The following is a 24,173-nucleotide window of genomic DNA, read 5'->3' as shown; positions in this document are numbered from 1 at the left end:
GGTAAAATATAAACATTAAATCGCTTATATAGTTCCAGACCCCTTTAAAGACCATTCCTCTCATTCTAATAAATTGATGAATAGCAACACGTGAGTAATTGCTTAGTTGGTTGTATTTGGGCTCGGTTATGCTAAAGACCAGATATGGCACGTGACTCTGGGCTTTTTTAATATTTACAATCTAGCGGATATGCAGATCAGTTTCAAATAACTACTTAGCGGCATGTGCTATATCATTTGTTATCTGCCTTTAATATTAAGAATTGCCGATCCATTAGGAGGTTTACCCTGAGAACTTGAATCTTTAACATAAGTTTCTATTTTTTCGTTTGTAATTAAACTTTTTTCAATCTCAGTGTCCACTTTATCGATGAGACTCAACATTTTCTTATCATTGGATATTTCATAGTTCATTCTACCTCCAAAATATATTGGTTGAGGATAGATGAACCTCAATGCATTTTCTCTATGAAATTTATGGGCATCATGAATGCGAAAAATAGTTGCTAGGATATTTTGATCTCCCTTTTTGAATACAATTTCCATTCTACTTCTAATATCTTGGTTTCGACTACCATTGTATTCAGTATCCTGGGCTTCTCGCACATATTCTACAAGGTCTACCTTGCAATAGTCAACGTTAAACTCTTTTGGGAAATCAATAGCATTGATAAACTCAGTATTTATCCCAAGAATCCAATTCTCCCAAAGCCAAAAGGAGCTTGGGCTTGGATTCCACGAATTTGGTGGAATTAAAACGCGAGAATATCCATCGTTTAAATCGTAGCAACATGTCAAATCGACATGTACATAATTCCCAAGCCAATCTTTTGGCATCTCTTTAGGTGGCAGGCATGTGATAAGCATTAGCTGTGTCTCCATAACGGTTTGATTAAATATTCCTCAGTTCAATGGCCATTTAACTGATTTACATTAAATATACCGTTTTTCAATTTCACCAATAAAAAAAGCCCAACGCGTATGCGTCAGGCTTTAGGTCTTTCATTCAGGCTGCTATTACTTCACCAGCTGCTTGGTAGAAGGCTTAAACTTTGTCAGGTTGATACCATCAACGGCCGCTTCATATTCTTCCATCTTAGGTGTTCTTCCCAAAATAGTTGAAAGGACCACAACCGGGGTGGAAGAAAGCAAGGATTCTCCTTTTTTACCTTCTCCATCTTTTACCACTCTTCCTTTGAATAGTCGCGTGGAGGTGGCCATAACCGTATCTCCCGGTTCTGCTTTTTCCTGGTTACCCATGCACAGGTTACAACCCGGACGTTCCAGGTACAAGATGTTTTCGTATTTCGTACGTGCGGCAGCTTTTGGTGCATCATCGTCAAACTCAAATCCGGAGTACTTCTGCAGCACTTCCCAGTCGCCTTCCTCTTTCAACTCATCTACGATGTTGTAAGTAGGAGGGGCCACCACCAAAGGAGCTTTGAATTCTACCTTACCATTTTGCTTTTCGATGTTCTTGAGCATTTGCGCAAGAATTTTCATGTCGCCTTTATGTACCATGCATGATCCTACAAATCCAAGATCCACCTTTTTCTCCCCACCGTAAAATGAAAGTGGTCGAATGGTGTCATGTGTATATCGTTTTGATACATCAATGTTGTTTACATCAGGATCGGCAATCATTGGCTCCCCAACAATGTCCAGATCTACAACCACCTCTGCATAGTATTTAGCATCTGCATCGGGTGTAAGAGCAGGCTTTTCACCGGATCTAATTTCGTTGATTCGTTTGTTGGCAATGTCAATCAAGCCTTGAAGCACCTGGCCTTTGTTATCCATGCCTTTTTCGATCATAATTTGGATTCTGCCTTTGGCAATCTCCAACGACTCAATCAAGGTTTCATCCTCGGATATGCAAATGGAAGCTTTCGCCTTCATCTCTGCCGTCCAGTCGGTAAATGTGAAGGCCTGATCCGCAGTAAGCGTACCAATGTGTACCTCAATCACTCTACCCTGAAACACATTCTCACCATCAAACTGGTGCAGCATCTGTGCCTGAGTGGCATGAACCACATCTCTGAAGTCCATGTAGGGCTTCATTTCTCCTTTAAATGTCACTTTTACAGATTCCGGGATCGGCATGGAGGCCTCTCCGGTGGCTAACGCAAGTGCGACTGTTCCTGAGTCTGCACCAAAAGCTACTCCTTTCGACATTCGGGTATGGGAGTCACCACCAATGATTACTGCCCAGTCATCCACCGTGATGTCATTCAACACTTTATGGATTACATCGGTCATTGCATGATACTTTCCTTTAGGATCCCGGCCTGTGATCAAACCAAAATCGTTCATGAACTGCATCAGCTTTGGAATATTTGCTTGTGCTTTGTTATCCCAAACAGAAGCAGTATGACATCCCGATTGGTAGGCCCCATCTACAATCGGAGAGATGGTTGTAGCTGCCATTGCTTCCAGTTCCTGAGAAGTCATCAGCCCGGTAGTATCCTGTGATCCTACAATGTTGACCTCTACTCGAACGTCTGATCCTGCATGTAAGGTTTTTCCCGGCGTATTTCCCACTGCATTTTTGTTGAATATCTTTTCAACTGCTGTGAGTCCCACTCCCTCTTTTGTAATCTCTTTGGATGGGGCGTATACCACAGGTGCTTCTATCTCTAATGTTTTAGCAGCGAACGTCTGCAGCTTCTTACCAAAGACTACTGCGTAAGACCCTCCGGCTTTAATAAACTCTACTTTTTGTGGTGTGAGTGATGCAGAGATGTCCATCAACTCCTGATCACCCTTGTATAGCTTTTCTTTTTTGTGTTGATAGTTAAAACAGTTCCTGTTTCAACTGAATACGTTTGTTCCAGAACGGGTTCACCATCTGCATCAACAACCGTATTTCCATCAGCATCTTTTTTCTTTACCCAGTTTTTAAGGTCAATACCAATACCTCCGGTAACGCCAACAGTCGTTAAGAAGATAGGAGAGATGCCATTAGTCCCTGCAATTATGGGTGCAATGTTGATAAATGGAACATAAGGACTGGCTTGAATGCCCGTCCACAATGCTACGTTGTTTACCCCCGACATTCTGGAAGAACCCACACCCATGGTTCCTTTTTCAGCGATTAGCATGACTCTCTTGTCTGGATGTTTTGCTTTCAAGGCAGTAAGTTCCTGCTGCATATCCTTGTTATGTTCGAAAATACACTGCCCATGCAATTCCCGATCGGATCGGGAGTGTGCGTCAGCTCCCGGAGAGAGTAAATCGGTAGAGATGTCTCCTTCGCCGGCAATAAACGTTACAATCTCAATTTCTTCTTCTACTTCAGGTAGTTTAGTGAAGAACTCTGCTTGCGCATAGCTTTCTAAAATTTCTTTAGCTATGGCATTCCCATTTTCATACACTTTTTGGAGTCTATCGGTATCAGCATCATATAAGAACACCTGAGTTTTAAGCACTTCAGCTGCTTTTTTAGCGTTATCGGCATCATCACCAAGCGCCAGGTCAAGTAGTACTTCGATAGAAGGCCCGCCTTTCATGTGAGATAATAGCTCAAACGCGAAAGTTGGTGTGATCTCTTCAACCACAGATTGACCAAGAATAATTTCTTTTAAGAATTTTGCCTTGACCCCTGCCGCGCTAGTGGTGCCGGGAATGGTATTGTAAATAAAGAATTTGAGGGAGTCTTCTCTATGTTCGTTACCAGCATCTTTAATCTGGGCGATGATTTCGCTGAGTAATTCAGCACCTTCTATCGGTTTTGGATGAAGTCCTTGACCTTTTCGTTCTTCGATTTCCTGGATGTAGTGGTTGTATGTATGCATTCTGAATATTTCTATCTTAAACTATGTTAATGAGACAAATAAGTCCCTTTTGCTCAGACCAATTTAATCTCCTGGTGCGCTGATAATTCACGATTCCGTGCTCATCAAAAGCTGGCAAAGATAATTGATTAGCTGTTGTTTGGAATGTGCACCAAACAAAAATTATCAGGTTAAGCGAGTCAGGAATTTTAACGTATCTACATCATCTGCGTAATCCCAAAGTTCGGGCCTTTGAGCTTTTCCAAAAGGGATATGGTCTTTACCGACAATGCATTGAATTTTTTCTTTAAATCCATCGAGTACTGATGTCAAATTCTCGATCTCATCATATTCCTGATGAAAAATTACACTTATAGGTGACACCAATTCGTCAGTAGAATTAATCAATACAAAACCTGTGTCTAAATGTGGGGTCTTATTTATCAGATAAATGGACTTATAATAATCATAATTATTTCGGTACTTGTTGTGGTTCGCAACCTCTTTAAACGCCTCAAAATGTGGAAATGCATCTCTAAAGTCATACCCTTTTGGGGTAAATACTTTCGATACGTTTCTGCAGCCCAATCCAAAGTATGAAAAAATATCCTCACCTAATGCACTCAACTCTTTATCAGTTTCCTTACCTGTTAGGATTGCAATAGAAGTCCTGTTTTTGCGGATAATGCTTGGAATATCTTTAAAGTAGTATTCGAAATATCGAGCAGTATTGTCACTCCCGGTAGCTATAACCGCGTCAATATTTGTCAGCTTTTCCCTGATTTCAATATTCCTTTTAAATCGAGGTTCAATTTCGATGATCCAATCAACCATTTTTTTCATTAAAAATTGATCATCACTACTTGGCTTGATTGCTGCAAAGTGACCTGACATTAAAACGGACAACAAGTCATGAAAGCCTACAAAAGGAATGTTTCCGGCCATCACGATTCCTACTATTTTGGGTGTGACAGATTCAAAGTCATATTTACTGACCCATTCTTCTAACTTGTTCTTTTCGAGCATAAATGCGATCCCTTCTAGCGCATTCTTCACACTTTCATAAGAAAACCAACCGTTCTGGGCTTTTGCCGCTGCAGCTAATTTTACGATTTCATCCTCTGGAAGATTCGCAATTTTTTGCCCGAGCTTATGGAATGCTGCTATTTTTTCGAGATTATTCATAAAAAAGTTAAATAAGTCTTCTTTGTAGATTGGGCTGCAAACTTATTGCGATTAATTTTGTTCACTCATTTAGAACTCGATAAAAAAGCGTTTTTTCTATGGCTATAATGATCACTGACGAATGCATCAACTGTGGTGCCTGTGAACCCGAATGTCCAAATACCGCGATATATGAAGGTGGTGTAGAATGGAAGTGGGCAGATGGAACCGACCTCAAGGATATTGAAATGGAAGATGGATCCAAGTTGGATGCCAAAGAAATTCAAGAACCTGTTTCTGATGAATTCTATTATATAGTACCTGGAAAATGCACTGAGTGCACTGGATTCCACGAAGAACCTCAATGTGCCGCTGTTTGTCCTGTGGACTGCTGTGTACCAGATCCGGATTATGTGGAAACGGAGGAAGAGCTGACTGCCAAGAAAGAGTGGCTACATCTTTAAGAAAATTAACGCATCTTTTTACGTTTGATTAAATAGGCTCCAAGGATCTTGTCAAAAGAATCGTTGGTGTTGACAGGTACGAAATCCACTTTCATCATCCCGCATTTGATTTTTAAATCTTGATAAAACCGGGCCATTTCCTCACGATACAGGCCTTTCACATCATGTGGATTCACTTTGATTGATTCATTGGTCTCAAGATCAATGAACTTGTATGGACGGTCTTCAAATTCAAAATTTAGTTCACTTGAATAATCAGAAACGTGAAAAATAATCACCTCATGTTTGTTATGCTTTAAATGCTGAAGGGCATTGAGAAGATCCTCTTGATTACTATTTTGAAACATATCCGAAAATATGACTACCAATGATCGTTTATGAATCTTGTCTGCCATCTCGTGGAGCACACTGGATATATCGGTTTGCTTTCCAGGCTCACTTTCATGCAATTCCGACAACTTAGTAAGTATTGTATTTAGATGTGACTTTGTGCTTCTTAAGTCAGTTTCAGATTCGATTTTATCTGAAAAGACTGACAATCCAACAACATCTCTTTGCCTGGTAAGCAAATAGGAGAGAGCCGCTGCTGCAAAAACTGAAAATCTAAGTTTATCCTTATCCGGTTTAGGATAATGCATAGACCCAGAGTTGTCAACCAGAATTCTGCAACGAAGATTCGTTTCCTCTTCATACTGTTTGGTATATAAGCGATCCGTTCGTGAAAAGACTTTCCAGTCTATGTGACGGGTGCTTTCTCCAAAATTATAGAGCTTATGTTCTGCGAACTCAACGGAAAATCCATGATAAGGAGACTTGTGGAGACCGGTTATAAACCCATCAACTAACTGCTTGGCAATTAATCCCAGGTTATCATATTGATTAATTTCGGAAATGTTTGTGGTCATATACTGTTATTCAACGGCTAATCCTTGATATGTTTTGCAGATAAAAAATATAAAGCGCTATATTTAGCCCCGATTTTAGTTAAAAACTAACACCTAACACAAATTTTTACACAAGTGGAAGATAATAACGAAAAAGGAAGAGACGAGATCTATTCTGAGAGAGTAAAGGCGGGAAAGCGTACTTACTTTTTTGATGTGAAAGCGACACGGTCGAATGATTATTACTTGACTATCACCGAGAGCAAAAGAAAGCCGAAGGATGATGGTTTTTTTTATGAGAAACATAAAATTTTCTTGTATAAAGAAGATTTTAATAAATTCGTAAATGCACTAAATTCTACAGTGAATCACGTGAAGGAAGAATTGATGCCTGAAGTGGATTTCACCCAGTTTGACAGAGAAAATGATACGGAACAGCATGTAGCTAATGCGGAAGTATCAGAATCTGATTCAGAACTAAAGTGGGATTAATAAGATAATTTTTTTTAAGTATGAAGAGAGAGGCTTCCTGATGTATTTCGGGAGGCTTTTTTTATGCTAATTTTGCGCTCCAAATACAAAATACATAATCTAAAATATATCCATGGGTCTACAATGCGGAATTGTAGGATTACCAAATGTTGGTAAATCCACCTTATTCAATGCACTTTCTAATGCCAAAGCAGAAGCAGCAAACTTTCCATTTTGTACAATTGAGCCAAATGTAGGCGTAATCACTGTACCAGATGAAAGGCTTCAAATCTTATCAGACCTGGTAAATCCTAAAAAAGTGCTCCCAACAGTTATGGAATTTGTGGACATAGCGGGCTTAGTGAAAGGAGCAAGTAAGGGCGAAGGGCTAGGAAATCAATTTCTAGCAAATATTCGTGAGGTTGATGCGATCATTCATGTAATACGATGCTTTGATAATGATAACATCGTTCATGTGTCAGGTAAAGTGGACCCGATTGAGGATAAAGAAGTCATTGATACTGAGTTGCAATTGAAAGACTTGGAATCAATAGATAAGCGAATCGAGCGCGTTCAAAAAATTGCTAAGTCAGGAGATAAGGAGGCAAAAGCTGAGTTTGAGGTATTAACAAAGTTTAAGACACATTTGGAAAGCGGTCAGAATGCAAGATCGCTGGAAATGGATAAAGAACCCAGAGCCTGGGTAAAGCCGTTGCAACTGCTAACAGATAAACCAATTATCTATGTAGCAAACGTAGATGAAGAGTCGATTAATTCAGGGAATGAGTGGAGTAAGAAATTGGCCGATAATATCAAAAATGAGGATGCGCAAATCATTTTGGTGTCTGCAGGTCTGGAGGAGCAGATTGCAGAATTTGAAGATCCGGATGAAAAGCAAATGTTTCTTGAAGAATATGGGTTGAAAGAATCCGGTTTAAATCGTTTGATCAAAGCATCCTATTCGCTATTGGATTTGATAACCTATTTCACTGCCGGGGAAACTGAGGTACGAGCATGGACCATTAAAAAAGGATGGAAAGCGCCACAAGCTGCGGGTGTTATTCATACCGATTTTGAGAAAGGATTTATCAAGGCGGAGGTAATAAAAATCCCTGACTACCAGGAATACAAGACCGAATCAGGGTGCAGAGAGGCTGGAAAACTGGCCATTGAGGGAAAAGAGTATGTCGTTAAAGATGGTGATGTTATGCACTTTAGATTTAACGTTTGATCACCGCTCAACCGATCTGAACCTCTTATAACCTATAAGTTCATCATTGATGTTTCCGGGCTTTCGGTAATAGACCAGGATCTCATATTCATTTTCTGCCTGAAAGTGACTTCCTTCAAAATGAAAAGGAGGTAAATCCGCACTTTCAACAAAGTAGAGGTATTCATAATAGCCCTGTTTTAACGGTATGGTTGTTTCATATCGCTCAAATCCGTTCTGATTGGAATATTTCATACGATTAAGGTCATTCATGCGCCAATCGTTGAATCTACCCATGACATAGACATCACCATTTACTCTCGAAGATTTCAGAGAAAATTTCACATCGGCATAATCTGCATTAAGTAGACCTTCGCCAGGATCATTATTTTGAATGATGTAATTTCCATTAATATCCTGAAAATTTTGAGTGTATGTGATATTGGCTCTGGTAGCATCTAGTTTAAGCGGAGCATAGATTTTTTTACCCGTATTTGATATTCTACCTACATTCCTTCCAGCTACACTCAAAGTTCTTAAATCAGCAAACCGGAATTCATTCCAACCAGGAAAATTAGTTTTCAAATCCAGGTGACGGAATTCCATGTATCCCTCATTTGCCTGTATCAGCGTTGGCGAAATATTGGTTATCGCAGTATTCCAATTGTGATTCTGCAACAGAATAGTACTAATGTCCTGCATAGGTGAATTCACTTGTCTGTTGCCATAGTTGATATTGTATTCAATCTGATGATTTAATTCTCTTTTATTAATCGTTGTACTCACTCTTACGGTGTGATCAATAGAAGTACTATTTTCAACAACCAAAAATTTTCTTGTGAACAAGACATCATCAGGATTACCTCTTCTAAAAACAGCAAGTATATAGTTACCGGAAAGAAAAGGTTTTGGGATTAGAAAACGGTAGTTAATATACGGCTGAACCGTATTAACCGAATAATCAAATTCATCAATCCTATAATTATTGATCTGAGAAAGAAACTCCATGTCTCTCAACCTGGACTTATTCCAATCTTTATTACAGTGATAGATTTTAGCGCCAAGGTTTTCAAACTGATCGGTGAGTAAGTCAAAGTTGATTGCAAGCTGTTCGGATTTACTTAGACTAACAATTGGATTTTCCAGTTCTTTAACCTGTCCGTTCTCGATAGGCGTGATTTTGCTAAAGCCTACAATATCCTCGTAATCATAATTATCAAAAATTAATTTTTTATTTTGGATGGATTGTTGGGGTACAATAGGTTCACATTGTACTAATAAGAAAGCTATTGTAATAATCGCTAGGTTCTTCATAACTTTAGAGGTACAAATACCCAAATTAGATATTACAACTATAATAATTACCATTGGGTCTATTAAAAAGCCATGATGAATGTCGGTAACTGAAGAAAAACTGATTAAAGGCTGCCAGAAAGGCAAACGGGAATTCCAGCAGATGCTTTATGATAAGTATTGTGATGGGATGTTTCTGGTTGCATTAAGGTATTCAAAGGCTCAACAAGAAGCTGAGGATATCCTTCAGGAAGCATTTATTAAGGTTTTCAAGAATATTAAAAAATTCAGGAAAGACTCGTCGTTGGCATATTGGATTAAAAGAATAGTTGTAAATACGGCGCTTAATCATCAGCGAAGTAAACTCTACCTCTATCCGATGGTAGATGTAACTGAATTGGATGATTGGAGTGAACGAGAGTCAATCGTCTCTGATCTGGGTTATGAGGAACTCTTATCTCTGATCAGGGAGCTTCCAACAGGATGTCAGGTAATTTTCAACTTATTCGCAATAGAAGGGTTTAAACATCATGAAATAGCCGAAAAATTGAAAATAAGTGAAGGAACTTCCAAATCTCAATATTCGCGTGCTAAATCGTTGTTAGCTGAAAAAGTTTTGCAGAGAGATAAGATAAAGTATGGGTCCGAAAAACTTTGAAAATAGTATCCGGAGGAAGTTTGAAAATCAAACAGGAAAAGCACCAAAAGGTGTTTGGGATGGTATTGAAAATTCCCTAAACGCTGATTTGGTAACCGTCTATGCCGCGCAGCATACGATGTACAAATGGATGTCCGTAGCAGCTGTTTTCATTGCCGTGCTATTGATGGGGGTGTTAGCGTTTCCAATTTCACATACAAGCGACAACCAATCCGTAGGGACATCTTATAATGCGTTACTATCCCAAGATTGGGATACAGAACTTTTTTCCCGAAACGGGCAACCTCCAACTTTCCAGACAGGTGACCTTACTTTTAATCCAATTGTAATTAATTCTTTCTCTCAAGAAGAGGAGGTTTTATTTGATGTTGACCGCTCATCAATAAGAAATAATTATTATACACATACGAAAGCAATAAGTCCATTAAAATCAGCCATTGAAACGGCAACAGTAAGTGAGGAAATTTATCCTTATTATTCAGTTGCAAATACGAATAGAAAAAAAGGGTTAACTAATAATACTTCTAAAGTTTGGGCAGGGGTAGAGGCAGGTGCCGGTTCATTCAATGCAGATTTTGCTGGTACCGGAGCATTGTCCAATTCCTTAAACCCTGCGGGACTTGCGTCTGCAGTTGGATCAGGAAGTTTTGTCAATCCTACCACCAATGTAGCCCAAACCATGGAAGAAGGAATTGCAACTTCAATTGGTGTAGATTTTGGAGTATCTATTGGAAAGAAATGGACGTTGGAAAGCGGAGTTGCCTACACTCGAATGGATAATGAAGGTGCTGCATCTATCAATGTTCTAGATGTTTATACCATAGACAACAATGATTTTATCAATGGGTCTGAAGGCATTGGTGATGGTGTACCAATCGGTGCTAATTCACGTGAAGCGACCATTGATGTCGAAAAGACTTATGATCATGAAGTGGCATTGAATAACCGAGTGCAGTTTGCTTCAATTCCCTTGAAAGCCGGATATTTTCTAGTAAACAAGAAGCTAAGCTTAAGAGTGAATGCCGGCTTTTCAGCCAACTACCTGGTTGAGGGCAATTTATCAGATCCAACAAGACAAATTTTAAATAGCGATGATCTCAACCTTTACAATGAATGGTCTTTTGATGGCATTGGTGGATTAGAACTGGGGTATTCGATTTTTAATAAATTTGATCTTACCATCGAGCCGAACTACAGGCACTCTATTACTCCAATTAGTAATTCAGTTAATTCTCCATCTAGATTTGTGGTTCAGACAGGCTTCCGATACACGTTAAACTAGCCTTCTATCCTTAAAAAATCCTATTTCGCATAAAAGATGTAACCCTTCATCACAAGAAGAGTATTGTTTTGTATTAGCAATTCTTCAGGACAACTGACTTTTTGCTGGTCACTAACTCAAAATCATGCGCTCTACTGGACTACTCTGTTCTTCATTCCTATTCCTGTGCCTCTTCGGGTTTTCACAAGAAGAGTTACCTCCTACAAAATCCTACACCACAGCCCGGATTGAATCTCCTATCATTTTGGATGGAAAACTTGATGATGATGCCTGGAATCAGGTAGAGTGGGGAGGCGATTTCGTTGGTCATAGACCCGAATACAACGTGGAGCCCACTCAAGAAACCCAATTTAAAATTCTATATGATGCCAAGTTTTTGTATGTAGGCATTAGAGCCTGGGATACAGAGCCTGAAAAAATTGTTAGGCGGATGTCGAGGAGAGATGGTTTTGATGGGGATTTTGTTGAAATAAATATCGATAGTTATAATGATAAGCGAACGGCATTTTCTTTTTCTGCTTCCGTTTCAGGTGTAAAAGGAGATGAGTACGTTTCCAACAATGGCAATGATTGGGACAGTACCTGGGATCCAATTTGGTATCTCAGGACCAGTATCGATGATCAAGGCTGGATCGCCGAATTCAAAATTCCGTTATCACAATTAAGGTTTGCAAACAAAGAAAATCATACATGGGGGATTCAATTTACCAGACGACTTTTCAGAGAGGAGGCCCGCTCTACCTGGCAGCCGATAGATCCAAATTCACCGGGTTGGGTTCATCTTTTTGGTGAGTTAAATGGTATTAAGGGAATTAAACCCCAGAAACAGCTGGAAATTCAACCCTACGTGTTGGCTTCTTTGGAAAAGTATCCGAAGGAAGAAGAAAACCCATTTAGAGATGAAGGAAAAGAAGTTAACGCCAACCTTGGGTTAGATGCTAAAATTGGTATCACCTCGGACATCACACTTGATCTTACAGTCAATCCGGATTTCGGACAGGTAGATGCAGATCCATCCAGAGTTAATTTGTCGGCTTTTCAGCTGTTTTTTAGGGAAAGAAGGCCATTCTTTTTGGAAGGAAGCAACCTATTGTCTTTCCGTACGAGTGGTGGTCCTAATAATTTGTTTTACTCCAGAAGAATTGGAGGACGACCTCATGGATATCCTGAAAATGTTCAATTCATGGACTATCCTAACAATACTCGAATTCTGGGGGCCGCCAAAATAACAGGAAAGAATGCAAAGGGATTCTCCTGGGGTGTTCTTGAATCCATAACAAATAAGGAGCGGGCAGACGTACAATATGAGGACGGAGAACGTGGAGAAGAGATAGTTGAGCCTTATACCAATTTTTTGGTAGGAAGAGTCCAACAAGATATTGACGGTGGCAAAACGGTCGTGGGGGCACTTGCAACACATGTGAGACGATTTGATAATAGGGGAAATGGATTAGAATACTTGCATGATAATGCATTCAGTGCCGGAGTTGATCTGGATCATAATTTTAAAGACAGGAAGTATGGGATGGAATTTAAGGTGATGTTTAGTAGAGTCGAAGGTACTCAGGGGGCTATATTTAATACCCAGACGGCATCAGAGCGATTTTTCCAACGTCCGGACAATAATCACAAAGAAGTCGATTCAACAAGAACCAGTCTTGTCGGTTCTGCGGCCACATTTTCATTTGGAAAACGAAGTGGTAACTGGCGCTGGTCCATTGGATCAAACTTCAGATCTCCTGAATTGGTGCTCAATGATGCCGGATTTTTGAGACAAACAGATGATATAAACAATTGGATTTGGACACAGTACAGGGTGAATAAGGTAACCAACATCTTCAGGTGGCAGAATTACAACTTCTATGCTGAATACAACAATGATTTTGGAGGAGCGATAACTGGCCAGGGGATGAATTTCAATATGAATTGGGAATTCAATAATTACTGGGGATTTGGTCAGGGAGTTTGGGTAGGCGGGACACGAGTATCAAATGCAGACTTGCGAGGTGGACCCTCTATAAAATACCCGGGAAATGTCAATTATTGGTATCGGATTGGAACCAACAGTAGAAAGAAAGTACGATTATCATTTAATAACTGGTTCAATTGGGGGAATAACGATTACTCAAGAAGTTCTGGTATCTCAGTCAATGTAAACATCAGGCCGACTGATGCTCTTCAGGTATCTATCTCTCCAAATATCAACTGGAACAGAAATGATTTACAATACATTGCTCAAAGAGAATTTGGTGATGAAACTCGCTACATTCTGGGTAAAGTTGTTCAGGAAACATATAGTATGTCGGTCAGGGCCAACTACAACATTACGCCTAATCTTACCTTAGAATTTTGGGGACAGCCGTTCATAGCTGCCGGAGAGTACAGTGAATTCAAAAGGTCACACTTGCCGAATTCAGAAAATTACACCAATCGATTCCATGCTTATTCTGAATCAGAAATTGAATTTAATGGTCAAGATGAGCTTTATCAGGTGTATGAAAACGGTTCTTCTGACGTTGACTATGAGTTTAGCGATCCGAACTTTAACATCGTACAGTTCAGATCAAATTTTGTCATGAGATGGGAATATATTCCTGGCTCTACCTTGTTTATGGTTTGGGCAAATAATGGCTCATACTTTGACCAGTCTCGGCAAAATGATTTCAACGATCTAGCATCTAGACTATCAGGTCTTACCGGAAATAATACCTTCCTAATTAAATATACCTATCGGTTTATTCTGTAAGCATTCTTCCTACTAACTTTGGATTAAAATCTAAATAACTATCATGTCCAAAGTTGTCATTATAGGTGCAGGAGGTGTGGGAAGAGTTACCGCCTTCAAATGTGCTCAAAATTCAGATGTTTTCTCAGAAATCATTTTAGCATCACGAACCCAATCTAAATGTGATGATATCGCTGCTGATGTTAAGGATCAATTGGGAGTATCCATAAAAACCGATCAGGTAGACGCTGATCATGTAGATCAAGTGGTTGCACTATTCAAAAAGCACGATCCCAAAATGGTTATCAACGTAGCACTTCCGTACCAGGACCTGACCATTATGGATGCATGTCTAGAAGCTGGAGTGCATTACCTGGATACGGCGAATTATGAGCCACCTGAGGAGGCAAAATTTGAATACAAGTGGCAATGGGCGTATCAGGATAAATTCAAGAAAGCTGGCCTTACAGCGGTATTGGGCTGTGGATTTGATCCGGGAGTTACCGGGGTTTTTACCTCGCGAGCAGCAAAGCACTTTTTTGATGAAATCCATTACCTCGATATAGTTGATTGCAATGCCGGAGATCATGGAAAGGCATTTGCCACCAATTTTAATCCGGAGATTAATATTCGTGAAATCACCCAAAAAGGAAAGTACTGGGAAAATAGTCAGTGGGTGGAGACAAATCCATTTGAATTCAGGAAGGAGCTGGATTATCCGAATATTGGCAAGCGACCATCGTATTTACTTTATCATGAAGAGCTAGAGTCGTTGGTAAAAAATTATCCGTCAATTAAACGAGCTCGATTCTGGATGACGTTTGGAGATGAATACCTGACGCATCTAAGAGTGATTCAAAACATTGGAATGGCTTCCATAGAACCTGTCAATTATGAAGGAAAGGAAATCGTTCCACTTCAGTTCCTGAAGGCTGTCCTTCCTAACCCAGGAGACTTAGGCGAAAATTATGAGGGAGAAACCTCCATTGGCTGTAGAATCAAAGGAATAAAAGACGGTAAAGAAAAGACCTACTATATCTGGAATAATTGCAGCCACAAGGCTGCCTATGACGAAACTGGAGCGCAAGGAGTTTCTTATACAACAGGCGTACCCGCAATGATCGGTGCATACATGATGCTAACTGATAAGTGGATAGGAGCAGGTGTATTCAATGTTGAAGAGTTTGATTCTGATCCATTCTTGGAAAAATTGGAAAATTCCGGTCTCCCATGGCATGAAAAACATGACCTAGATTTAGGAATGGATTGATATGGTTGACGTTCAAAAAGTTCCTGAGTTTTACAGAGGATATATAAAGGCCGCCGGTGAAGGTGAGCTAGTTCCGTTGTTGTTAAAATCCGGTGATGATTTCATCCATTTTTGCAGAGGAATTTCCGAACAGCAGGGATTGTATAAATACGCCCCTGATAAGTGGAGTATTAAAGACATTATTCTTCACTTGACGGACTCAGAAAGAGTGTTTGCATATCGTGCACTGCGTTTTGCAAGAAATGACAAAACAGAACTTTCCGGTTTTGATCAAAACCTGTTTGTGCCGGAAGCCAATGCTGATGGGCGTACCATTCACAATTTGTTGTCTGAGTTTACCAATGTAAGAGCAGCAACTGTGGATTTATTTAGCTCGTTTAGTGAAGAAGTGCGACAAAGATCCGGAATAGCTAGCGGTGTTGAGATGACAGTGGAGATGTTGGGTTATATCATATCAGGCCATTTGAAACATCATTTAAATATCATTCACGAACGTTACTCCAAGTGAAAATACCCTCACCATGCTTTGTCCTTGATGAAAAGAAGCTAATCCGAAATCTGGAAATCATAGATCATGTTCAGAAGAACGCAGAAGTTGAGATTATTCTGGCTTTCAAAGGGTTCTCCATGTGGAGTGCTTTTCCTGTAGTGAAACAATATGTGAACGGCGCAACTGCGAGTTCTTTAAACGAGGTAAAGCTTTGTAATGAGGAAATGGGAGTGAAGTCACATACTTACTGTGCGGCTTATATGGATGAGGAGTTTGATGAAATTGTCGCTAATTCATCTCATCTAACCTTCAACTCCCTGAATCAATATCAGCAATTTATTGATCGAGTCCCTTCAGATGTAAGCGTGGGATTGCGTATCAACCCTGAATGGTCTGATGTAGAAACGGATTTATATAATCCGTCCAGTCCGGTTTCGCGATTAGGAATATCAAGTTCGAATCTTTCTGAATTGCCGGATAGGGTGGATGGCTTGCATTTTCATGTCTTATGTGAGTCTGATTCATTTGCCCTTGAAAATGTACTCTCATCGTTTGAACAGAAGTTTGGTCATTTGTTACCTAAAATCAAATGGGTAAACATGGGTGGAGGACACCTGATGACGAGAGAAGGTTATAACACGAATCATTTAATTAATCTTTTGTCAGCATTTAAGGAGAAGTATGATGTTGATATCATCCTGGAGCCGGGAAGTGCTTTTGCCTGGCAAACAGGAGATCTACATACAACCGTACTGGATGTGGTGGATAATGGTGGAAAGAAGACGGCCATATTTGATGGATCTTTTACCTGTCACATGCCGGACTGTTTGGAAATGCCATATCGACCAAAATTGGAAAATGGATCTGACGTTAACATAGAAAACTGGCTTCCATATAGGCTAGGAGGGGTTAGTTGTTTAGCTGGTGATTTTTTAGAACAGTATTGGTTTGAAAAGCCACTCAGAGCCGGAGATCCGATTATTTTTAAAGATATGATCCATTATACAATGGTAAAGACCAGCACATTCAATGGGGTTAAGCATCCATCCATTGGAATTATAAAAAAAGACGGACGATTCGAATTGGTGAAAGAGTTTGGATATACTGATTTTAAGGAACGACTCTCCTAGATTTCTTATCAGCGTGTTCAAGATGAGTAGCTAAACCTACTCCTTTAGTTTAGGCTCCATCTCGCCTCGCATGAAAAGATTATACTCTTCACAGGACAGGTACCCCTCACCTAGAGAATATGGACAGGTTTTATATACTTCATCAAATATTCCTGCCTGTACTACTACACCTGATCCATGACAAACAGGACACAACATTTTTTCAAGGCCACCACAGTCGTATTCAGCATTTTCTAAATCTGTTTCAAATTGTTTTGCCTGTGTGCGCTGAATTCGAAGGTATTCATCTTCAGCATATTGTAAATAGACAATGGCAGGTTCGTAGTAGCGCCCTTTAGTTCCTTTCAATTGAATGTACTTATTTAACCAATTGATGCTTTGCTTATACTTTCCTAGGTGAAAACTGTTACGACCAAAGAAATAGGCCATTTCAGAAGGTAGTTTCTCTTTGTTTTGAAGTACGATTTGAAATAGAATCTGTGCGCTATCATATTTACCCAAAGCCATCAACTCTGCTCCCTTTTCCATTTTGGAAATAAGTTCAGAGTCTCTAATTATTTGAGCATCTACAAGAAAGGCCGAACAAATACAGATTAAGTAAAAGAGTTTTTTCATGAAGCATTGATAACGACTGGCAAAATAAAATGGTTTGATGGTCTTATGCTACTTAGTGCAAAAGATTAACCAATTTTGTGACTGATTAATTCTTTTGTCATTTTTAGCAATAATTGGCACCAATATCGTTCTTGATTGAGACAGTTCCCATATGAGAAGAATACTATTTTATTCATTGATCCTTTGCTTGACACATGTGTGCCTTGCGCAAAATACCCGAAGTGCTACAACTCCCAAGCCGCCTAAACCTCAGTATCAAGCGTTTAAAAAGGAAAAGAAGAGTTTCTTCGCCTTTTTAAAAAAGAAGGAAAAAGGAGTATCTCAAAAAACGAATCAAGAAGAAGTTGCTGAATTTAGATCCAGAATCAAGAAGGTTTACAGGAAAAAAGCAAAGGAAGAAAAGCGCGCTAGCAAACCTCAATATGCTGATCACTCATATTTTGGACACAAAAGACCTCCCAAAAAGCGTCCACCGGGTAAGCAAAAGTTTTGCAAAACATGCAAAATGAAGCACTAAGCAGCAGTGTGGATTCGATAAATCTTTTGAGATTTTATTCTTAAACCAAAATGAGATAGAATCGATCGACGGATTGACTGTACCAAAAATGTATGATTTACACCACCTTCTGATACCGCGTATTTGATAATGGGTCGTTGAATTTCCTTAATGAGGGAAAGTCTACCTATCCACTTCGCATACATAGACTTCCAATCTGAATCATATGCTTCCATATGAGATCGACCATCCCACATAATCTCTAATTGATTATCTGAATGATCATGTCTGTAAATGGCCGCTATGATATCATAATTATCTTCCAGAATATCCTTAGCAAAATGGATCTTCTTTTTCAGTTCGATTATGAAATCATCCTCCAATCCCATGGGGTTGTGCTGAAGGTTGTAAGAGGTAAGGATTTGCTGGAGCCACTGATCCAGTAGGATTTCTTTTGAAAATGCCTGGACGGACTTTAGTAGATAATTCTTGTCCTGAGTGAAATATTTCTCTTCTATGAGCATAAAAAAAGGGTATCACAAAGATACCCTTCAATTCTCAATATTTTGAGTGGATTAGTTAAAAACAAACGTCCATTCCCCAGTAATTCCACTAGTTCTGGCTGTTGATTCTGTAACTTGAAACTCCAGAGAAAGACTGTTTTCTGAAATAGAAGCAGTCATAGGTGTAGTAACACCATTTTGGGTTTTATTAATGATAGATCCTGAGGCATTCCCAAAATCCCAATCACCATTGGCCCAAACATCGCTAAATCCGGTTGGTACTCCAGAAACGGTATAGGTCCCGCCATCTTTTGTCCCTGTAAAATTAATAGTAAAACCACTCCAATCACCATCTGCAGTTCCACCATCTGTTTGTACAGTAGTAGGCTGAGCCCACCCTGTTACGGTCAGATCAGCAGAAATTTCATCTAATGGATCTGGAGCAGGATCATCACCACCGCCACCGCATGACATAAAAATAACTAAGGAAGCAAAAACTAAGGCAGCAAGTAAGTTTGATAATCGTTTCATAATTAAATCTAAATATTTGTCTTGATTAAGTACAGTATCAAAAGTAGAACTTTTTGTTATTTATACCTACTAAACTCGAAAATGCTCGCTAAATTATTCGTTAGGTGTATTTATTTTAAAGATTAAGCCGATTTTCACACAACTCTATTTCTCGTTTATCATTTGATGCGATAACAAGAACCTGATTTTTCAGCTTTTCGAGGTTGTTTTTCCACCAGATAAAGCCTTCTTCGTCCAGGTTGGAAGTAGGCTCATCCATAAAAATCACATCATTTTTATAGAAAAAGGCTGTAATAAGCTTGGTACGCTGCTTCATCCCGGTAGAAAACTCTCCAATAAGCTTTTTCAGCGGTAATGATGCTGAGTCGGCCATTTCTTTGGGATTGCAACGTGCTTTTTTAAACTTTCCATGAAAATTTAGAAATTCCTCCAGTGTAAATTCTTCAATTATTTCAGTGTAAGGTCCAATGAATACCGAGGAATGATCACTGTCGTCAATTTTTGTATCGTTTACCAGGATTTCGCCTTTACTTGGTGTTAAATAACCTGCAATTACCTGGAGTAGGGTTGATTTTCCTGCGCCATTCTTTCCCGTAATAGCCGTAGAAATACCAGAATTGATCTCAAAATTCTGATCCCGAAAGATCCAATTCCTGCCGTACTTTTTTCCAATGTTTTCTCCTGTAATGGTCATGGGCATTTAAAAATTCATCAATTGCTTGGGAGCGCACAAATAATGCTTGGTCACAATTTTACTCATTGCCTTGATATTGGGCAGGTCAGAAGCCTCAGCCACATCTACTACTTCACCATGTTTTCTTAAAATTTTGATCGACTGACCTGAAGCAATGTATGCGGAATTGCTAACAGATCCGGTCTTAATAAAGTAACTCGCTTCCTCCTCATTTACGTTATACAATTTCTTTGCTTTTTGAATCAGATCGTCGGTTACGATTCTGCCGATAGGATCATTGGAAAAGGAGATTCCTAATAGCTTTCGATCAAGTAACATTTCGCTGAATGATCGTAGTACCACATCCTCATGATTTTGCCAAAATTTAATCGAGCCCCAGATGTCGCTATCATCGAGTAAAGAATAAACCTCCAAAATATCGGGATCCTCTTCAAAGTCCTTCGCTGAGATGTTTTGCTCTAAAAATATTTTAAGTGCCGGAGTGGCTGTTAGCTCAACGCCTTTTTGGGTAAGTGTTTTGGCCCTTTTGATTAACTCGATCAGCATGACTTCAGCACTCACAGCAGTTTTGTGCAGATATACCTGCCAATACATCAGTCGACGAGCACTTAGAAAATTTTCTATGCTATAAATCCCTTTTTCCTCTACGACCAATTGCTCATTAGAAACATTGAGCATTTTAATAATACGCTCCGAACCGATAGATCCCTCATAAACACCGGTAAAAAAGGAATCACGTTTGAGGTAGTCTAGCCGATCAATATCTAACTGGCTGGATACGAGTTGATGAAAAAAGGATCTCGTGTATTTATTCTGGAAAATATCCAGTGTTAAATCCAGAGCACCATTAAAGTCTTTATTTAATCGCTCCATCATCCAGGTACCAACCTGCTCATGATGAACCTGATTAAAAAGTGAAAATTCCAAAGTATGGGAAAATGGGCCATGCCCCACATCGTGGAGAAGGATAGCCAACATACTGGCCTGACGTTCCTGATCCGAGATTTCGATTCCCTTGTCCTGAAGTGAATTCAAAGCCCGACGCATGAGATCCATTGCTCCCAGCGCGTGATGAAATCGGGTATGTAGGGCGCCCGGATAGACAAGATCTGTAAGCCCAAGCTGTTTAATTCTTCTCAGACGCTGAAAATAACGATGCTCTATGATGTCAAAAATGAGATCGTTGGGTATATTGATGAATCCGTAAATCGGATCATTTAGAATTTTCTTTTTGTTCAACAGCGTTTGTGATTTACTTAGCAATCCAATGCTAAAACTGAATTAATGCAGCAATTTAAAATCTTATGGGCGGACGATGAAATCGAGCTGTTAAAGCCGCATATTTTATTCCTTGAACAAAAGGGTTATCAGCTTACTCCCGTGAATAGTGGATCTGATGCGTTAGAGGAAATTGACCATAACTATTTCGATATTGTTTTCCTCGATGAAAACATGCCAGGAATGAGTGGATTGGAGACGCTTAATTACATAAAATCGACCCACCCTAATCTTCCGGTGGTCATGATTACTAAGAACGAAGCAGAGGAAATCATGGAAGAAGCCATTGGGGCGAAGATTGCTGATTACCTCATCAAGCCTTTGAATCCCAATCAGATTCTACTCTCGGTAAAAAAGATTTTAGACAATAAACGCATTATTTCTGAGCGAACGAATCTCGGTTATCAAAAGGAGTTTCAGCAACTAGCCATGAGTGTGATGGATGCAGAGGATCATCATGACTGGATGGAGATTTACAGGAAACTGGTCTATTGGGAACTGGAGATAGATGATACAGAGGACAAAAGCATGGTCGAGGTATTAGGTTCGCAAAAGGTAGAAGCAGACGGAAATTTTTCTGAGTTCATTACCTCTAATTATGAAGACTGGATCACCGATCCGGACATAGAACGGCCGCTTTTGTCACATAATTTATTAAAGCAAAAAGTTTTTCCAGAAATTGGAGAAGAACCGGTCTTTTTAATTGTGATTGACAACCTCAGATATGATCAATGGAAAATGATAGAGCCGGACGTAGCTGAGCTCTTTAACGTGAGTTCCGAGGAAATGTATTTCTCCATCCTTCCGACTACTACCTCCTATGCAAGGAATGCGATGTTTGCGGGCATGACCCCTATGGAAATAGCCAATCGATACCCGGATTTATGGGTAGACGAAGAAATTGATGAGGGAAAGAATTTGAAAGAGGCGGAATTGCTGGAGGCCAATATGGCGAGAAATAGAATCCAGGAAAAGTTTAGCTATCATAAAATCATTCGAGCGGAAGAGGGGAAGCAGCTGAGCGAGAATATCCCAAACCTGATGAATAACAAGCTGAATGCCATTGTTTTCAATTTTGTGGATATGCTTTCGCATGCCCGAACGGATATGCAAATGATCAGAGAGCTGGCTCCTGATGAATCGGCTTATCGCTCATTGACCAAATCATGGTTTATGCACTCTTCATTATATGATACGCTAAGGTCGCTGGCCAACCAGAAGGTGAAGGTGATGATAACGACTGATCATGGCACCATTCGGGTAAATAAGGCTCAAAAGATCGTTGGCGACCGGAAAACCAACACAAACCTGAGATATAAGGTGGGCAGGAATCTCGCTTTTGATGAGAAATCGGTCTTTTTTACCCGCGAACCTGAAAGATTTGGATTACCTAAACCACATGTAAGCTCAGCATATGTCTTTGCTAAGGATGATCACTTTTTTGCCTATCCAAATAATTTCAATCACTATGCCCGCCACTACACAGATACTTTCCAACACGGAGGCATATCCATGGAAGAAATTATGATCCCATTTATCACGCTGGCAAACAAATGACCATTCCCAACTATAATGAAGAAGAGCTTCAGGAAGTAGCTCGTAAGTTGATCAGCAATTTTGGTCAAATCAAAGTCTGGTGTTTTGATGCAGAGATGGGTGCTGGTAAGACAACTTTAACAAAGCAAATATGTCGGGAACTGGGAGTAGGTGATGAGATGAGTTCACCTACTTTTTCCATTGTAAATGAATACCAAACCGAGAGCGGACAAGAAATTTATCATTTTGATTTTTATCGATTAAAGGATATGGAAGAGGCTATGGATATCGGTGTGGAGGATTACCTGTTCTCAGGAAATCTCTGTTTGCTGGAGTGGCCTGCAATCATTGAACCGCTGCTGCCTGATGAATACCTGCAAATAAGCATTAAATTAGTAGGCGATAACACCCGATCACTAACTGCACAACCTAAATGAACGAAACGTCTAAATCCGGATTTGCGAAGTTGGCACAGGAACAGACCCTCTATCCGCAGGAAGCGCCCGCCAAGATTTCGAAAAAACATCAATCCCTACAGATTGGAGTCCCACAGGAAATTGCAGATCAGGAAAAACGTATGCCTATAAAACCTTCTTCTGTGGGCGTATTGGTCGCCAATGGGCATGAGGTGGTTGTAGAATCCGGTGCGGGAGACTCTGCAAATTTTCCAGACAAGGAATATAGTGAAGCAGGGGCTAAAATTGCTTACAGTGCGAAAGAGGTATTTGAGTGTCGAACCGTGCTCAAAGTAGAGCCGCCCACGATAATGGAAATTGAGATGATGAAGCCTGGCAGTACGTTGATTTCGGCATTTCAGGCAGGAAAGCAAAACTCAGCATACCTGGAGGCCATCAACAAAAAGAAACTAATAGCGATTGCCTATGAATTTATACAGGATAAAGTAGGCGGACTTCCTTTGGTCAGAGCGATGAGCGAGATCGCGGGTAGCAGTGTGATGATTATTGCTGCTGAGTATTTAAGCAGTTCGAATAAGGGGAGGGGAGTGATTCTGGGAGGTATCACGGGTGTACCACCTACCCGGGTGGTCATCATCGGAGCAGGTACCGTGGCGGAGTTTGCAGCTCGGGCTGCATTGGGACACGGAGCAGAGGTTCGCGTTTTTGATAATCAGATTTATAAAATGCGCAGGCTGAAGCACTCGCTTGGACAGGAGATTTATACATCCACGTACGATGCAGCATTATTGGAGAAAGAAGTCCGTGAGGCGGATGTGTTGATTGGTGCGGTACGGTTTGAAAAAGGTCAAAGTAAGATGCTGGTTACTGAAGACATGGTCATGAGCATGAAGCAGGGATCAGTGATTATTGATGTAAGTATTGATCAAGGGGGGTGTATTGAAACGGCGGAACTCACCAATCACAAAAAGCCGGTTTTTGTCAAGCATGATGTGACGCACTATTGTGTACCCAATATTGCCTCCCGTGTAGCAAGATCTGCGTCACTGGCGATCTCCAATATTTTCACGCCGATCTTGCTTGAGGCTGGTGATTGTGGAGGATTTGATGAGATGATCTACACGCACCCCTGGCTGCAAAAAGGCGTCTATTCCTACAAAGGTACTCTTACGAATTTGGCACTTGCCAAACGCTTCAACCTGGCATTTAAGGATATCAGTTTATTTATGGCGGCCAGGATTTGAGGCACAACTTCTTATTTCATGTATCATGCAAAGTGAAAATCAGCAT

22 protein-coding genes and 1 pseudogene are annotated in these 24,173 nt (G+C 40.0%); 13 read left to right on the top strand and 10 right to left on the bottom strand.

The window, feature by feature from the left end:
* Window positions 1-240: 240 nt before the first annotated feature.
* The 3 genes and pseudogenes from ACO05G_RS10765 to ACO05G_RS10755 form a co-directional block, all read right to left on the bottom strand.
* Window positions 241-882 (bottom strand): hypothetical protein, encoded by a 642-nt coding sequence (locus ACO05G_RS10765; RefSeq protein WP_421762787.1) that lies wholly within the window; start codon window positions 880-882, stop codon window positions 241-243.
* A gap of 138 nt (window positions 883-1,020) precedes the next feature.
* Window positions 1,021-3,786, bottom strand: a pseudogene (locus ACO05G_RS10760) (hypothetical protein); the annotation flags it as partial.
* A gap of 173 nt (window positions 3,787-3,959) precedes the next feature.
* Entirely contained in the window at window positions 3,960-4,958 is a 999-nt protein-coding gene (locus tag ACO05G_RS10755; RefSeq protein ID WP_421762786.1) for an acyl-CoA reductase, read from the bottom strand.
* A 98-nt stretch (window positions 4,959-5,056) separates the two neighbouring features.
* On the opposite strand from ACO05G_RS10755, the gene ACO05G_RS10750 reads away from it, so the two are divergent.
* Window positions 5,057-5,401 carry a 4Fe-4S dicluster domain-containing protein gene (locus ACO05G_RS10750; RefSeq protein ID WP_348284144.1) on the top strand — a complete coding sequence of 115 codons (345 nt, stop codon included), beginning with the start codon at window positions 5,057-5,059 and terminating at the stop codon, window positions 5,399-5,401.
* A gap of 5 nt (window positions 5,402-5,406) precedes the next feature.
* Here the strand turns inward: ACO05G_RS10750 and ACO05G_RS10745 are convergent, their stop codons facing one another.
* Window positions 5,407-6,306: a DUF58 domain-containing protein gene (locus ACO05G_RS10745; protein ID WP_421762785.1), complete on the bottom strand. Its 900-nt coding sequence runs from the start codon at window positions 6,304-6,306 to the stop codon at window positions 5,407-5,409.
* A 114-nt stretch (window positions 6,307-6,420) separates the two neighbouring features.
* Here ACO05G_RS10745 and ACO05G_RS10740 point away from each other — a divergent pair, with 114 nt between their 5' ends.
* Both ACO05G_RS10740 and ychF read left to right on the top strand, forming a co-directional pair.
* Window positions 6,421-6,777 carry a DUF3276 family protein gene (locus tag ACO05G_RS10740; protein WP_348284146.1) on the top strand — a complete coding sequence of 119 codons (357 nt, stop codon included), beginning with the start codon at window positions 6,421-6,423 and terminating at the stop codon, window positions 6,775-6,777.
* 112 nt (window positions 6,778-6,889) lie between these two features.
* Complete coding sequence (gene ychF, locus ACO05G_RS10735) at window positions 6,890-7,987, top strand: redox-regulated ATPase YchF (protein WP_348284147.1); 1,098 nt, start codon at window positions 6,890-6,892, stop codon at window positions 7,985-7,987.
* Here the strand turns inward: ychF and ACO05G_RS10730 are convergent, their stop codons facing one another.
* The gene (locus ACO05G_RS10730) at window positions 7,988-9,280 is read right to left on the bottom strand and encodes a type IX secretion system plug protein domain-containing protein (RefSeq protein ID WP_421762784.1); all 1,293 of its coding nucleotides are present in this window, start codon (window positions 9,278-9,280) and stop codon (window positions 7,988-7,990) included.
* 79 nt (window positions 9,281-9,359) lie between these two features.
* On the opposite strand from ACO05G_RS10730, the gene ACO05G_RS10725 reads away from it, so the two are divergent.
* The 6 genes from ACO05G_RS10725 to nspC all read left to right on the top strand — a co-directional run bounded on the left by ACO05G_RS10725 (window position 9,360) and on the right by nspC (window position 16,814).
* Complete coding sequence (locus ACO05G_RS10725; protein WP_348284149.1) at window positions 9,360-9,917, top strand: RNA polymerase sigma factor; 558 nt, start codon at window positions 9,360-9,362, stop codon at window positions 9,915-9,917.
* Complete coding sequence (locus ACO05G_RS10720) at window positions 9,898-11,199, top strand: outer membrane beta-barrel protein (RefSeq protein ID WP_421762783.1); 1,302 nt, start codon at window positions 9,898-9,900, stop codon at window positions 11,197-11,199. Before ACO05G_RS10725 ends, ACO05G_RS10720 begins: the two co-directional genes overlap by 20 nt.
* 124 nt (window positions 11,200-11,323) lie before the next feature.
* Window positions 11,324-13,945 carry a DUF5916 domain-containing protein gene (locus tag ACO05G_RS10715; RefSeq protein WP_421762782.1) on the top strand — a complete coding sequence of 874 codons (2,622 nt, stop codon included), beginning with the start codon at window positions 11,324-11,326 and terminating at the stop codon, window positions 13,943-13,945.
* Window positions 13,946-13,988: 43 nt separating this feature from the next.
* On the top strand, window positions 13,989-15,194 hold the full coding sequence (locus tag ACO05G_RS10710; RefSeq protein ID WP_421762781.1) for a saccharopine dehydrogenase C-terminal domain-containing protein: 1,206 nt from the start codon (window positions 13,989-13,991) through the stop codon (window positions 15,192-15,194).
* A 1-nt stretch (window position 15,195) separates the two neighbouring features.
* The gene (locus tag ACO05G_RS10705; RefSeq protein WP_421762780.1) at window positions 15,196-15,702 is read left to right on the top strand and encodes a DinB family protein; all 507 of its coding nucleotides are present in this window, start codon (window positions 15,196-15,198) and stop codon (window positions 15,700-15,702) included.
* On the top strand, window positions 15,699-16,814 hold the full coding sequence (nspC, locus tag ACO05G_RS10700) for a carboxynorspermidine decarboxylase (RefSeq protein ID WP_421762779.1): 1,116 nt from the start codon (window positions 15,699-15,701) through the stop codon (window positions 16,812-16,814). The genes ACO05G_RS10705 and nspC overlap by 4 nt, the downstream gene beginning before the upstream one ends.
* Window positions 16,815-16,850: 36 nt before the next feature.
* Here the strand turns inward: nspC and ACO05G_RS10695 are convergent, their stop codons facing one another.
* Window positions 16,851-17,429, bottom strand: a complete 579-nt coding sequence (locus ACO05G_RS10695; protein WP_421762777.1) for a hypothetical protein — start codon at window positions 17,427-17,429, stop codon at window positions 16,851-16,853.
* Window positions 17,430-17,580: 151 nt separating this feature from the next.
* On the opposite strand from ACO05G_RS10695, the gene ACO05G_RS10690 reads away from it, so the two are divergent.
* Window positions 17,581-17,946 carry a hypothetical protein gene (locus tag ACO05G_RS10690; RefSeq protein WP_421762776.1) on the top strand — a complete coding sequence of 122 codons (366 nt, stop codon included), beginning with the start codon at window positions 17,581-17,583 and terminating at the stop codon, window positions 17,944-17,946.
* Here the strand turns inward: ACO05G_RS10690 and ACO05G_RS10685 are convergent.
* The 4 genes from ACO05G_RS10685 to ACO05G_RS10670 form a co-directional block, all read right to left on the bottom strand.
* Entirely contained in the window at window positions 17,943-18,449 is a 507-nt protein-coding gene (locus ACO05G_RS10685) for a hypothetical protein (RefSeq protein WP_421762775.1), read from the bottom strand. The genes ACO05G_RS10690 and ACO05G_RS10685 overlap by 4 nt on opposite strands.
* A 51-nt stretch (window positions 18,450-18,500) precedes the next feature.
* Window positions 18,501-18,959 (bottom strand): hypothetical protein, encoded by a 459-nt coding sequence (locus ACO05G_RS10680; protein WP_421762774.1) that lies wholly within the window; start codon window positions 18,957-18,959, stop codon window positions 18,501-18,503.
* A 115-nt stretch (window positions 18,960-19,074) separates the two neighbouring features.
* On the bottom strand, window positions 19,075-19,653 hold the full coding sequence (locus ACO05G_RS10675; RefSeq protein WP_421762773.1) for an ABC transporter ATP-binding protein: 579 nt from the start codon (window positions 19,651-19,653) through the stop codon (window positions 19,075-19,077).
* 6 nt (window positions 19,654-19,659) lie between these two features.
* Entirely contained in the window at window positions 19,660-20,892 is a 1,233-nt protein-coding gene (locus tag ACO05G_RS10670) for an HD domain-containing protein (protein WP_421762772.1), read from the bottom strand.
* Between the two features lie 45 nt (window positions 20,893-20,937).
* Between ACO05G_RS10670 and ACO05G_RS10665 the strand changes: the two genes are divergently transcribed.
* The 3 genes from ACO05G_RS10665 to ACO05G_RS10655 are packed head-to-tail and all read left to right on the top strand — an operon-like array spanning window position 20,938 to window position 24,127.
* Entirely contained in the window at window positions 20,938-22,488 is a 1,551-nt protein-coding gene (locus ACO05G_RS10665; RefSeq protein ID WP_421762771.1) for a PglZ domain-containing protein, read from the top strand.
* A complete protein-coding gene (gene tsaE, locus ACO05G_RS10660; RefSeq protein WP_421762770.1) occupies window positions 22,485-22,904 on the top strand; it encodes a tRNA (adenosine(37)-N6)-threonylcarbamoyltransferase complex ATPase subunit type 1 TsaE in 420 nt (139 codons plus the stop codon). Before ACO05G_RS10665 ends, tsaE begins: the two co-directional genes overlap by 4 nt.
* Window positions 22,901-24,127: an alanine dehydrogenase gene (locus ACO05G_RS10655; RefSeq protein ID WP_348284163.1), complete on the top strand. Its 1,227-nt coding sequence runs from the start codon at window positions 22,901-22,903 to the stop codon at window positions 24,125-24,127. Before tsaE ends, ACO05G_RS10655 begins: the two co-directional genes overlap by 4 nt.
* The last annotated feature ends 46 nt before the right edge of the window (window positions 24,128-24,173 follow it).

This window comes from Ekhidna sp. (assembly GCF_965227465.1).
Lineage (GTDB): Bacteria > Bacteroidota > Bacteroidia > Cytophagales > Cyclobacteriaceae > Ekhidna.
This window is presented reverse-complemented; position numbering and strand designations above follow the sequence as displayed.